The sequence below is a fragment of the Pseudomonas sp. CFBP 8770 genome, assembly GCF_014841705.1.
Lineage (GTDB): Bacteria > Pseudomonadota > Gammaproteobacteria > Pseudomonadales > Pseudomonadaceae > Aquipseudomonas.
Genome location: NZ_JACYUL010000003.1, coordinates 374057 through 386731, shown reverse-complemented (window position 1 = coordinate 386731; position 12675 = coordinate 374057). Strand labels below are relative to the sequence as shown.

11 protein-coding genes and 1 pseudogene are annotated in these 12675 nt (G+C 64.0%); 1 reads left to right on the top strand and 11 read right to left on the bottom strand.

What is annotated here, in order from left to right; all coding sequences use genetic code 11:
- Positions 1-16: 16 nt before the first annotated feature.
- The 10 genes and pseudogenes from IFT98_RS09065 to IFT98_RS09020 form a co-directional block, all read right to left on the bottom strand.
- Positions 17-1204: an ATP phosphoribosyltransferase regulatory subunit gene (locus tag IFT98_RS09065; protein ID WP_192048119.1), complete on the bottom strand. Its 1188-nt coding sequence runs from the start codon at positions 1202-1204 to the stop codon at positions 17-19.
- Between the two features lie 235 nt (positions 1205-1439).
- On the bottom strand, positions 1440-2309 hold the full coding sequence (hflC, locus tag IFT98_RS09060; RefSeq protein WP_122480370.1) for a protease modulator HflC: 870 nt from the start codon (positions 2307-2309) through the stop codon (positions 1440-1442).
- Positions 2309-3493, bottom strand: coding sequence for an FtsH protease activity modulator HflK (gene hflK / locus IFT98_RS09055; RefSeq protein WP_192048118.1), 1185 nt, complete (start codon positions 3491-3493; stop codon positions 2309-2311). Before hflK ends, hflC begins: the two co-directional genes overlap by 1 nt.
- Before the next feature lie 96 nt (positions 3494-3589).
- Positions 3590-4891 carry a ribosome rescue GTPase HflX gene (hflX, locus tag IFT98_RS09050; RefSeq protein ID WP_122480372.1) on the bottom strand — a complete coding sequence of 434 codons (1302 nt, stop codon included), beginning with the start codon at positions 4889-4891 and terminating at the stop codon, positions 3590-3592.
- A gap of 12 nt (positions 4892-4903) precedes the next feature.
- Positions 4904-5164: an RNA chaperone Hfq gene (gene hfq / locus IFT98_RS09045; protein WP_043191144.1), complete on the bottom strand. Its 261-nt coding sequence runs from the start codon at positions 5162-5164 to the stop codon at positions 4904-4906.
- A gap of 94 nt (positions 5165-5258) precedes the next feature.
- Positions 5259-6230 (bottom strand): tRNA (adenosine(37)-N6)-dimethylallyltransferase MiaA, encoded by a 972-nt coding sequence (miaA, locus tag IFT98_RS09040; RefSeq protein ID WP_192048117.1) that lies wholly within the window; start codon positions 6228-6230, stop codon positions 5259-5261.
- A 2-nt stretch (positions 6231-6232) separates the two neighbouring features.
- Positions 6233-8128: a DNA mismatch repair endonuclease MutL gene (mutL, locus tag IFT98_RS09035; RefSeq protein ID WP_192048116.1), complete on the bottom strand. Its 1896-nt coding sequence runs from the start codon at positions 8126-8128 to the stop codon at positions 6233-6235.
- On the bottom strand, positions 8128-9537 hold the full coding sequence (locus tag IFT98_RS09030; RefSeq protein WP_192048115.1) for an N-acetylmuramoyl-L-alanine amidase: 1410 nt from the start codon (positions 9535-9537) through the stop codon (positions 8128-8130). The genes mutL and IFT98_RS09030 overlap by 1 nt, the downstream gene beginning before the upstream one ends.
- A gap of 16 nt (positions 9538-9553) precedes the next feature.
- Complete coding sequence (gene tsaE / locus IFT98_RS09025; RefSeq protein WP_192048114.1) at positions 9554-10024, bottom strand: tRNA (adenosine(37)-N6)-threonylcarbamoyltransferase complex ATPase subunit type 1 TsaE; 471 nt, start codon at positions 10022-10024, stop codon at positions 9554-9556.
- Positions 10012-10818, bottom strand: a pseudogene (locus tag IFT98_RS09020) (NAD(P)H-hydrate dehydratase); the annotation flags it as partial. The gene tsaE and the pseudogene IFT98_RS09020, both read right to left, overlap by 13 nt.
- Before the next feature lie 141 nt (positions 10819-10959).
- Here IFT98_RS09020 and queG point away from each other — a divergent pair.
- Complete coding sequence (gene queG, locus IFT98_RS09015; RefSeq protein ID WP_192048112.1) at positions 10960-12030, top strand: tRNA epoxyqueuosine(34) reductase QueG; 1071 nt, start codon at positions 10960-10962, stop codon at positions 12028-12030.
- On the opposite strand, the gene IFT98_RS09010 is transcribed toward queG, so the two are convergent.
- A complete protein-coding gene (locus tag IFT98_RS09010; protein ID WP_122714612.1) occupies positions 12015-12623 on the bottom strand; it encodes a trimeric intracellular cation channel family protein in 609 nt (202 codons plus the stop codon). The two genes, queG and IFT98_RS09010, sit on opposite strands and share 16 nt — an antisense overlap.
- Positions 12624-12675 lie beyond the last annotated feature (52 nt).

Genomic DNA, 12675 nt, shown 5'->3' with positions numbered 1-12675 from the left:
CGGCCGGCGGGAAAACTCAAGAGGCCAGTGGCAGCACTTGCCATTGCCCGTTCTGCTGAATCAATTGACAGTCGCAATCTGCCTCGCCGGCAGCCTCGATCGTCTGTCCCGGCAAGGCCTGGACCACGCGCCGGCCCTCGCGGCGCAGCTGGCAGACTGCCTGCCACAGAGCCGCATCGGTGCTGTCAGGCATCCAGACGCCACCAGCAGGCAGTTCGATCCGGGCCCGACCCAGGGTCACCAGGGACTTGAGGTCCGTGGAGAAACCGGTTGCCGGGCGGGCGCGACCGAAGTCCGCGCCGATGTCGTCGTAGCGGCCGCCCTGGGCAATGGACTGGCCCATGCCTGGAACGAACACGGCGAACACCACGCCGGTGTGATAGTGATAACCGCGCAACTCGCCCAAGTCGAAGTACAGCGGCAATTGCGGAAAACGCAACGACAGCCGTTCGGCAATCGCCAGCAGGTCGTCCAGCGCGGTCATCACCGGCGCCGGTGCATTGGCCAGGCGTACCTTGGCCTGCGCCAGCACTTCGCGACCGCCACACAGGCCAACCAGGGCACGCAGCATCTCGGCAAGGTCCGCTTGCAACCCTTCGGTGAGGACGATCACTTCGTCGATGGCCTTGCGCTGCAGGGCATCGAACAACTGCTGCTCGACATCGCCCGACAGCCCGGCCGCACGGGCCAGGCCGCGGTAGATACCGACGTGGCCCAGATCCATGTGCACGTCTGGCACATCGGCCATTTCCAGCATGGTCAGCATCAGGCTGATGACTTCCACGTCGCTGCTCGGACTGGCGTCGCCATACAGCTCGGCGCCCAGCTGGATCGGGCTGCGCGAACTGGACAGTGCCCGCGGCTGTGCGTGCAGCACACTGCCGGCATAGCACAGGCGGTTCGGCCCTTCACGGCGCAGGGTGTGCGCGTCGATGCGCGCCACCTGGGGCGTGATGTCGGCACGAAAGCCCATTTGCCGACCCGATTGCGGGTCGATCACCTTGAAGGTGCGCAGATCCAGATCCTGGCCAGCACCGGTCAGGAGCGACTCGAGGTATTCGATGTGCGGCGTCACGACGAACTCGTAACCCCAGCTCTGGAACAGGTCCAACACCTGACGCCGCGCGACTTCGATGCGCGCAGCCTCGGGCGGCAGTACTTCTTCGATGCCATCTGGCAGCAGCCAGCGGTCTACCGTTGCCATTACGCCTTTCCCCTATGATCCGGGCGGCCTGCCGTCGGGCTAGCCTTGAGTGAAGCAGAAATCGCCCACCGCAAGCAGGTCGCGGGGCAATGTCCTCATGAACCGGGCCTATGAATCGGCCAATCTATGTTGCAGACGCAAAAAAGCCGGGAATTTCCCGGCTGCCGCATCATACACACGTTTCGCCGATCGTTCACCCCGCCAAACGGTTAAACCGCCCGGCGGGGAAAGCCGATCAGGGCTTGTACTTCTCCATGAAGCGGAAGAAATCGCTTTTGGAGTCCAGCACCATCACGTCGCTCTTGTTGGCGAAGCTCTGGCGGTATGCCTGCAGGCTGCGGAAGAAGGAATAGAATTCCTGATCCTGTCCATAGGCCTGGGCGTAGATGGACGCTGCCTGCGCATCGCCGTCACCACGCGCTTCCTCGGACTCGCGATAGGCTTCGGCCAACAGCACGCGACGCTGACGATCGGCATCGGCACGGATGCCTTCTGCCAGTTCGTTACCCTTGGCACGGTGCTCGCGCGCCTCGCGCTCACGCTCGGTGCTCATGCGCTCGAACACGCTGCGGTTGACTTCCTTGGGCAGGTCGATGGCCTTGACGCGCACGTCGATGACCTCGATACCCAGCTCCTTGTCCGCCATGCGATTGAGCGACGTGGTGATGTCGGACATCAACGCGTCACGCTCGCCCGACACCACTTCGTGCAGGGTGCGCTTGCCGAACTGGTCCCGCAGACCCGATTCGAGGCGGCGTGACAGACGCTCGTCGGCGATCTGCTTCATGCCGGAAGTGGCGGTGTAGTAGCGCTCGGCATCCTTCACACGCCACTTGGCGTAGGCATCGACCATCACCGCTTTCTTCTCCAGGGTCAGGAACCGCTGGGTCGGGGCGTCGAGGGTCATCAGCCGCGCATCGAACTTGCGCACCTGGTTGACGTACGGCAGCTTCACATGCAGACCAGGCTGGACATCGGCCTGAACCACGCGGCCGAACTGCAGGAGTACCGCACGTTCGGTCTGCGCGACGATGTAGAAGCAGTTCCATGCTGCCACCGCCAGAACGACGGTGACGACAAGGGCGATCACAGATTTATTGCCCATCAGCGACTCTCCCTTGAACGCATTTCACGCTGTTGCTGCTGCAGGTCGGCCGCAGCACGTGCGCCGGCGGCGTCGCTGGCCGAGGCCGGCGTGCTGGCGGCAGGCGTGCTGCTGTTGTTGCGGTCACCACCGACCATCTTGTCCAGCGGCAGGTAGATCAGGTTGTTCTGCCCTTCCTTGCTGGCCACCAGCACCTTGCTGGTGTTGCTGTATACGTCCTGCATGGTTTCCAGGTACAGGCGCTGACGGGTCACGTCGGGAGCCTTGCGGTACTCGGTGACCAGCTTGGTGAAGCGGTCGGCCTCACCCTTGGCGCGCGATACCACTTCGTCGCGGTAGCCGTTGGCATCTTCGATGATACGCTGGGCCTGACCGCGAGCCTCGGGAATCACGCCGTTGGCATAGCCTTCGGCCTGGTTGCGCGAGCGCTGCTCGTCTTCCCGGGCACGGATCACGTCGTCGAAGGCTTCCTGCACTTCACGCGGGGCTGCCGCGCTCTGCACGTTTACCTGGGTGACGGTGATACCGGTCTGGTAGGTGTCGAGGAAACGCTGCAGGCGCTCCTTGATCTCGCCGGCCATCTGCTCGCGGCCTTCGGTCAGCACCTGGTCCATCGCGGTGGAACCCACCACATGGCGCAGCGCACTGTCGGTAGCATGTTGCAGGCTGATTTCAGGCTGGTCGACGCGCAGGACGAAGTCCTGCAGGTTGGTGATCTTGTACTGCACGGTCAGCGGCACTTCGACGATGTTCTCGTCTTCGGTGAGCATCTGCCCCTGCTTGGTATACGAACGCTCGCGCGTGACGTTTTCCAGATACTTGCGGTCGATGGGCGGGAAATAGATATTCAGGCCCGGGCCCACCGTTTCGTAGTACTTGCCGAAGCGCAGCACCACGGCTTGCTCCTGCTCGTCGACCACATACACCGCGCTGTACAGCCAGATCGCGCCAAGCACGGCAAGGCCGATGCCCAACAGGCCGAGTCCACCGCCCTTGGACGTGCCTCCGCTGTCGCCACCGCCACCTGTGCGTTTCTTTCCACCACCGAACAAACCGTTCAGGCTGTCCTGCAGCTTGCGGAAGGCCTCGTCGAGATCCGGTGGCCCCTTGCGGTCGCCTCCACGGCGTTTACCACCCCAAGGATCTTGATTGTTCGAGTTGCCACCCGGCTCATTCCAAGCCATAGCGCTCTCCATCTGATAAAGCAAAGACGCACCCACGGCGCGCCGACCAATGCTACAGAATGCCCGACATGACAGCACAGCTGCCACGCGAGGCTTTTATTGCAAAGTGTGTTGCTCGATGAATTCAGCGGGCTCCATGCCTTCGCGACTGACCAGGCGATTGAGCTCCGCACGCGGCAAACGTATTGCCAGCAAACTGCCACCCTGCTCATCATGCGCTTCGCTTTGCACCGCGCCCAGCGAAAACAGCTGTGCACGCAGGCGGCCCAGTGTCTGGCCCAGCTGCAGCGTTCCGACGAACAGGTCTTCGCCCAGCAACTCGGCGACCGCTTGCTTGACCAGCTCGAGGCCGCGCCCATCGCGCGCCGACACCCAGACCCTGACCGGCTTGCCGTCGGCATCGCGCTGTATCTGCGGCTCGACGTTCTCGAGCAGGTCGAGTTTGTTATACACCTCGAGGATCGGCAAGCCTTGCGCACCGATCTCGGTGAGCACGGCCATGACCTGTTCGATCTGCGCCATGCGCTCGGGCTCATGGGCGTCGATCACGTGCAGCAGCAGGTCGGAGTTGCTCGACTCCTCGAGGGTGGCGCGAAACGCTTCGACCAGCTTGTGCGGCAGGTGGCGAATGAAGCCCACCGTGTCGGCCAGGATCACCGGCCCCAGGTCGTTCAATTCGAGCCGACGCAGGGTCGGGTCGAGGGTGGCGAACAATTGGTCGGCCGCGTACACCTCGGACTGCGTGACGGCGTTGAACAAGGTCGACTTGCCGGCGTTGGTGTAGCCCACCAGGGACACCGACGGGATGTCGGCACGCCGGCGGCCGCGTCGTGCCTGCTCGCGCTGGCTGCGAACCTTTTCCAGGCGCTGCTTGATCTGGCGCAGGCGAACCCGCAGCAGACGCCGGTCGGTTTCCAGCTGGGTTTCACCCGGGCCGCGCAGGCCGATACCACCGCCCTGGCGCTCGAGGTGAGTCCAGCCACGAACCAGCCGCGTGCTCATGTGCTCGAGCTGGGCCAGTTCGACCTGCAGCTTGCCTTCATGGGTACGGGCGCGTTGCGCGAAGATATCCAGGATCAGACCGGTCCGGTCCAGCACGCGGCACTCGAAGACTTTCTCGAGGTTGCGTTCCTGGCTGGGTGTGAGGGTGTGATTGAAGATCACCAGATCGGCGTGCTCGGCCTTGACCTGGTCACGCAGTTCCTCGACCTTGCCGCTGCCGATCAGAAATTTGGCACTGGGCCGATGACGGGCGACATTGACGAATGCGACAGTTTCGGCGCCGGCCGAGATGGCCAGCTCCTGAAACTCCTGCGGGTCTTCGCGCGCCTCAGGGTCCTGACCATCCAGATGAACGAGGATCGCTCGCTCACCACCACCGTGGCGCTCAAAGAACAAGGCAGACTCCTATCAAGCGTTACCTGGGTCGGTGTCGCCCTGCTCGGATTCGGTCGCGCTTGGCAGACGAATCGGACGCACCGGTACAACCGTGGAAATCGCGTGTTTGTAGACCATCTGGCTGACCGTGTTCTTCAGCAGGATGACAAACTGGTCGAACGATTCGATCTGGCCCTGCAACTTGATACCGTTCACCAGATAGATCGAGACGCCGACCTTCTCTTTACGCAAGGTGTTCAAGTAAGGGTCTTGTAGCGAATGCCCTTTTGACATGTGCCGCACTCCTTTAAGGATCAATAGTGGAAAAGCTTTGAAAAGATGAAGGCTCTGACCGTCAGACCCCAAGGATAGACGGCAATTGCGGGACTCAGCTCAATATGGAGGCCGAACCCAGGTATTTCAAGGTGCGAGGCAGATTGTCACCGGCCAGGCTGTCGAGCCAGTGCAGATCGGCCCAACCGCGCAACCAGGTAAACTGCCGTTTGGCCAATTGGCGCGTGGCGATGATGCCGCGTTCGCGCATCTGCACCTCGGTCAGCTTGCCATCCAGATGATCCCAGACTTGCCGATAGCCCACCGCTCGTATAGACGCAAGCCCTGCATGCAAGTCACTTCGAGCACGCAAGGCAGTGACCTCGTCGACGAAGCCTTGTTCCAGCATTTGTCCGAAACGCACGGCAATTCGCTCATGCAGCACCGAGCGATCGGCGGGTGCGATTGCCAAGTGGGCCACAGTATAGGGCAATTGACCGCTTGCCAATGCGCCTGCCTCGGTACTTTGCGCAGATTGTCGCGCGCGCAGCTCGGTCATGCTCGAACCACTCACGCGGTAGACCTCCAGCGCTCGAATCAGACGTTGCGGATCATTGGGATGAATGCGCGCGGCGGAGACCGGATCGACCGCCGCAAGCTGGTCGTGCAATGCCTGCCAGCCGTGCAGCGCGGCCTGCGCTTCCAGATCGGCGCGCACCTGGGCATCGGCGCCCGGCATGTCCGCCAGCCCTTCGAGCAGGGCCTTGAAATACAGCATGGTGCCGCCAACCAGCAGCGGGATGTTGCCCCGCGCGGTGATCTGCTCCATGGCTTGCAGGGCGTCGCGGCGAAAATCGGCGGCGCTGTAGCTTTGCGCCGGATCGAGGATGTCGATCAGTGCGTGCGGATGGGCGTCGAGCACCGCCCGCGACGGCTTGGCGGTGCCGATGTCCATGCCGCGGTAGACCAGCGCCGAATCGACGCTGATCAGCTCGCACGGCAGCACCTTGCTCAGCTCGATGGCCAGGTCGGTCTTGCCGGCGGCGGTGGGCCCCATGAGGAAGATCGCCGGAGGTAGGCCACTCATGCTCAACGCCCGCGCAGGAAGAGTTTGTCCAGGTCGTCCAGGCCCATTTGGGTCCAGGTCGGCCGGCCATGGTTACACTGGCCACTGCGCTCGGTGTTTTCCATATCGCGCAGCAGGCCGTTCATTTCCGGAATGGCCAGGCGCCGGTTGGCGCGAATGGCACCGTGGCAGGCCATGGTGCCCAGCAATTCGTTCAAATGGGCCTGGATACGGTCGCTGGTGCCGTACTCCATCAGGTCGGCCAGGACGTCGCCGACCAGGCGATTGGCCTCGGCCTGCTTGAGCAGTGCCGGGATCTGGCGTATGGCCAGGGTTTCCGGACCCAGGCGCTGCAGCTCGAAGCCCAGGCGCTGGAACCACGCCGCGTGCTCCTCGGCACAGTCCGCCTCGCGTTGGCTCATGGCCAGCGATTCGGGCACCAGCAAGGGCTGCCCGCTCAGGCCTTCGCTGGCCATGGCGATCTTCAGACGCTCGTACATGATGCGCTCATGCGCCGCATGCATATCCACCAGGACCAGCCCCTGGGCGTTTTCAGCGAGGATATAGATCCCCTTGAGTTGCGCCAGCGCGTAGCCCAGCGGCGGAATGTCACCCTGGCTCGGCGGCAGGCTGGGGATCGGCGCGGTGCTGCTGCCGGCGGTGGGCAACGGGGCGAAGAATTCCCGGTAGGCGCTTTGCGCCTCGGCCACTGGCAGCGCAGCGGTCGGCCGCGGCGTGTATGAATAACCGCCGCTGGAACCACCACTCGACTGCGGTTGGGCCATCGGTGAGTGCAGCAGGTTGGCCGCCAGGCCCATTTCACCCTGAGGGCCGAACTCGCCTGCCTGGGCCCCGCTCGGCCGCAACGGCTGGGCCTGCGCCGGCGCGCTCGCCAACTGGTCTTCCGGACGCACATCAGCCAGCGCCCGGTGCAGTGTGCCGTAGAGAAAGTCATGCACCATGCGCCCGTCGCGAAAGCGCACTTCATGCTTGGTCGGGTGCACGTTGACGTCGACCACCGCCGGGTCCACTTCCAGAAACAGGACGAAGGTCGGATGACGGCCGTTGAACAGCACGTCGCGGTAAGCCTGCCGTACCGCGTGGGCCACCAGCTTGTCGCGCACCGCTCGGCCGTTGACGAAGAAGTATTGAAGGTCGGCCTGGCTGCGCGAAAACGTCGGCAAGCCTACCCAGCCCCACAGACGCAGGCCGTTGCGCTCTACCTCGATCGGCATCGCCTGTTCGAGGAACGCCGGCCCGCAGACCGCGGCGACCCGCCGTGCACGGGCAGTTTCGTCATGGGCCTCATGCAAGCCAAGGATGCTCTTGCCGTTGTGCCGCAGGTGAAAGCCGACGTCGAAGCGCGCCAGCGCCAGGCGCTTGATGACTTCCTGCAGGTGGTCGAACTCGGTCTTTTCGGTCTTGAGAAACTTGCGCCGTGCAGGCGTATTGAAGAACAGGTCGCGCACCTCCACCGAGGTGCCCACTGGGTGCGCCGCAGGCTGCACACGGGCATCCATGTCGCGGCCTTCGGTTTCCACCTGCCAGGCCTGATCGGCGGCCGCGGTGCGCGAGGTGAGGGTGAGCCGCGCCACCGAACTGATCGAGGCCAGTGCTTCGCCGCGGAACCCCAGGCTCATGACACGCTCGAGGTCCTGCAGGTCGCGGATCTTGCTGGTGGCATGGCGAGCCAGGGCCAGGGGCAGGTCGTCGGCCGAGATGCCGCCACCGTCGTCGCGCACGCGCAGCAGCTTGACGCCGCCCTGCTCGACCTCGATGTCGATGCGGCGGGCGCCGGAGTCCAGGCTGTTTTCCAGCAGCTCCTTGATCACCGAGGCGGGTCGTTCGACCACCTCGCCGGCCGCGATCTGGTTGGCGAGCCGCGGACTGAGCAGCTCGATACGCGCCGATTCAACCATTACTGGGACGCCAGCGCAGTACTAGGAATGGTGACTTCCTGGCCGATCTTCAATTCATCGGTTTTCAGGTCATTGGCGCTGCGCAAGGTGGCGATGCCCAGGTCGTAGCGCGCCGCCAGCATGGCCAGGGTTTCGCCGGGACGCACCACGTGAGTGCTGGGGCCGCGGGCAATCTTGCCGGTGTCGCGCAACCAGGCCATGTAGGTGCCCGGCGGCGGGTTCTGCTGGAAGAACTGCTTCACGCCGGTACGGATGGATCGCGCCAGCGCCTGCTGGTGACCCGAGCTTTGCAGCTTGTTGGCTTCGTTGGAGTTGGAGATGAACCCGGTTTCCACGAGGATCGATGGGATGTCTGGCGATTTCAACACCATGAACCCGGCCTGCTCGACCCGACGCTTGTGCAGCGGTGTCACCTGGCCGATATTGCTCAACACTTTCTGGCCCACATTGAGACTGGAAGTCAGCGAGGCGGTCATCGACAGATCCAGCAACACGCCGGCCAGCATGCGGTCCTTGTCATCCAGGCTGACGTTCCCGGCGCCACCGATCAGGTCCGAACGGTTCTCGGTGTCGGCCAGCCAGCGAGCGGTTTCCGACGTGGCGCCGCGCTCGGACAAAGCAAACACCGAGGCTCCGAAGGCCGCCGATGACGGCGCGGCGTCGGCGTGAATGGACACGAACAGGTCAGCGCCCTTCTTGCGGGCGATTTCAGTGCGCCCGCGCAGCGGAATGAAGTAGTCGCCGGTGCGCGTCAGCTCGGCGCGAAAGCCTTGTTCGGCGTTGATCTGGCGCTGCAGTTCCTTGGCGATCTGCAACACCACGTCTTTTTCGTGCTGCCCGCGCGGGCCCGAGGCGCCCGGGTCTTCGCCGCCGTGGCCGGCATCGATGGCGATGACGATATCGCGCTTGCCGTTGGGCACCGGAGTCAGCTTGATGGCCGGACGCGTCGGCGTCACCGGCACCGCCGGCGTGATGGCCACGGCCGGCTGGGGTGGCGTGGGCTCGGCATCGGCCGCCGAGTCGAACAGGTCGACCACCAGGCGGTTGCCATACTGCTGGTTGGGCGCAAGCGTGAAGCTTTTCGGGGTGATGGCCTTTTTCAGATCGACCACCACGCGCAGATCGGTAGGCGTACGCTGTGCCGAACGCACGCTGGTGACGGGCGAGTCACCAGGGGCCACGCTCAACGGACCGGCTGCAGTGGCGCCGTTGATGTCGATGACCAGTCGATCGGGTGACGACAGCGTGAACACACTGTGCTGGACGGGACCTGTAAGGTCGAAGACCAGCCGGGTGTTGTCCGGCGCTCGCCACAAGCGCACGCTCTTGACTTGTGTAGCGGCCACGGCATTGACGACAAAACCCGTCAACATCAGACCAACGACCGCGACCAGCGCGCGAATGCGCATACCTAACCCCATCAATTTATTTGGATTTCTGTGCCACAGCGGCACACCAGGACTCACCGCGTGAGCCCTGTGGCGATAACTTCAACAGCCTTCCAGCCGCTTGCGGGCTTATGGTAATGGTCAGGTCCGGCTTTGGCAAAAAGCCTGCGCCCTGTCGGGGCCACTCGATCAGGCACAAGGCGTCCTCTTCAAAGTAGTCGCGGATGCCCAAATACTCCAATTCCTCTGGATCAACAAGACGATAGAGGTCGAAGTGAAAGGCTTTTATAGGGCCGATCTCGTAGGGTTCGACCAGGGTGAAGGTGGGGCTCTTGACTGCCCCAACGTGGCCCAGGCCGCGGATCAAGCCTCGGGAAAAGGTGGTCTTGCCGGCGCCCAGATCACCCTCCAGAAAGATCAATCCGCCGCCTTGGGTAATCTCTGCCATGCGCGCACCGAACGCGAGCATGGCCGGCTCGCCTTCCAGGTAGATTTCTACTTCAGACACGGATAATGCTCCTTGAGCAACTGACGAATGGCAGGTATCAGATCGCTGGCCGCCAAACCACGGCCGCCCTTGCCCAGACGCTCTCCGGCGCAGGCATGCAGCCACACCCCCAGGCAGGCCGCATCGAAGCCATCCATGCCTTGAGCACGCAGCGCACCGACCAGCCCGGCGAGCACGTCGCCCAAGCCACCGGTGGCCATGGCGGGATGACCCTGCTCGCAGATCGCCAGGCGCCCATCGGGCGCTGCAATCAGGCTGCCCGCACCCTTGAGCACGCACACCGCCGAATACTGACGCGCCAGGCGCAGGGCCGCCGCAGGGCGATCGTCCTGAACTTGCGTGGTGGAGATACCGAGTAGTCTGGCCGCTTCCCCTGGATGCGGGGTCAGCACGGCATCGGCCGGCAGCGCCACCGCGCCCTGAGCCAACTGATTCAGTGCATCGGCGTCCCAGACCTGAGGCTTGTCCTGGCTGGCCGCCACCGACAGCAGGCTGCGGCCCCAGCTGGCTTGCCCAAGGCCGGGCCCGACCACCAGCACCGTGGCAGCCTCGGCCAGCGCCCGGAGCTGGTTGGCCGAGGCGATATCGGCAACCATCACTTCCGGCAGACGCGCCAGCGCCGGCGCCACGTGCTCGCCGCGGGTGGCCAGCGTTACCATGCCGGCCCCGCTGCGCAGGGCACTCTGCGCGCTGAGCAAGGCCGCGCCGCCGGTGCCATGGTCGCCACCGATCACCAGTACACGGCCGTACATGCCCTTGTGCGCATCCATCGGCCGCGCGGCCAGAACCGGCAAGGTGTCAGGGTTGAGCTGCACGGCGGCCGAAGGCTGGCGTTGCTCTGCGTCGGGAATTTGCGTGTCTGGCGGCATGCTTGAACCTTTGCTGTCGATGTCTGGCAGAATTATACCCACCTCCGCACCGGTTTCCTCGCTCGCATGTCTGCTCCCACCATCGACCTTCCCGCCCTGGCGCTCTCCATCAAGCAATGGGGACGCGAACTGGGTTTCCAGCAAGTTGGCATCGCAGGCCTGGACCTTGGCGAGCATGAACGACACCTGCAGCGCTGGCTCGATGCTGGCTATCACGGCGAAATGGACTACATGGCCGCCCATGGCAGCAAGCGCTCACACCCCGAGCAACTGGTGCCGGGCACCTTGCGGGTCGTTTCGCTGCGCATGGACTACCTGCCCGGCGACACACAAATGGCGCAACGCCTGGCGCAGCCGGAAAAAGCCTACGTCTCGCGCTATGCTCTGGGCCGCGACTACCACAAGCTGATCCGCAAACGGGTGCAGCACCTGGCCGAGCGCATCCAGCAGGACATCGGCCCGTTCGGCTTCCGCGCCTTCGTCGACAGCGCGCCGGTGCTGGAGAAAGCCATTGCCCAGGAAGCGGGGCTGGGCTGGATCGGCAAGAATACGCTGGTACTCAACCGCAAGGCAGGCAGTTACTTCTTCCTCGCCGAACTGTTCGTCGACCTGCCGTTACCGGTCGACCCGCCCCACGCCAGCGAGCATTGCGGACGCTGCACGGCCTGTTTGGATATCTGTCCTACCGCCGCCTTCGTCGGGCCCTACGTACTGGATGCTCGTCGCTGCATTTCCTATCTGACCATCGAGCTCAAGGGCCCCATTCCTACCGAGCTGCGGCCGCTGATCGGCAACCGTGTGTTCGGTTGCGACGACTGCCAGATCGTCTGCCCGTGGAACCGCTTCGCCCGCCCTTCGGGCGAAGGCGATTTCCAGCCGCGGCATCAACTGGACAATGCCGAACTGGCGCAGCTGTTTTTGTGGGATGAAGACCGGTTTCTGAACAGCACCGAAGGCTCGCCCCTGCGCCGCGCCGGTTACGAGCGCTTTCTGCGCAACCTGGCGGTGGGGCTGGGCAACGCACCGTCGAGCATCCCGGTGCTCGAAGCCTTGAAGGCACGCCGCGAGCACCCCAGCGCACTGGTCCGTGAACACGTCGAATGGGCCCTGGCGGCCCACGCTCAACGGTCGTCGTAGACGAACTTGGGCATTTCCCAGTGGAAACGGATAGCCAACAGGCGCAGCAGAAAACCGCCGAACAGGGTGATCGACAGCGCCTGAATCGGCACCAGCTCCAGGTAGGTGCAACCCAGAAAGCACCACGCCGCAGCGAATGAGACGCTGGCATACAGCTCACGGCGGAACACCAGGGGAATGTCGTTGCAGAGGATATCGCGCAGGATGCCGCCGAAGACCCCGGTGATCATGCCGCTGATGGACGCCACCAGATAGTCGTGGCCCAGCTCCAGCGCGGTCATGGTACCGATCAGGGTAAACGCCACCAGCCCCAGCGCATCGAGCACCAGAAACAGCGAGCGCAGGCGGCGCATGAGTGGCGCGATGAAAATCGTCACCAGCGCCGCCACGCTGGTGAGCACCAGGTATTCGGGATGCTTGACCCACGTCAGCGGGTAGTGGCCCAGCAACACGTCGCGCATCGAGCCACCGCCGAGTGCGGTCACACAGGCGATCAGCACCACACCGAACCAGTCCATACCGCGCCGCCCTGCGGACAAGGCACCGGTCATGGCTTCAGCGGTGATGGCGATGAGGTAGAGGGTCAGCAGCATGGGAACCTGGGGCCAAAGGCAGCGGGATAGGCGCGGTAGCGACTGCAACACG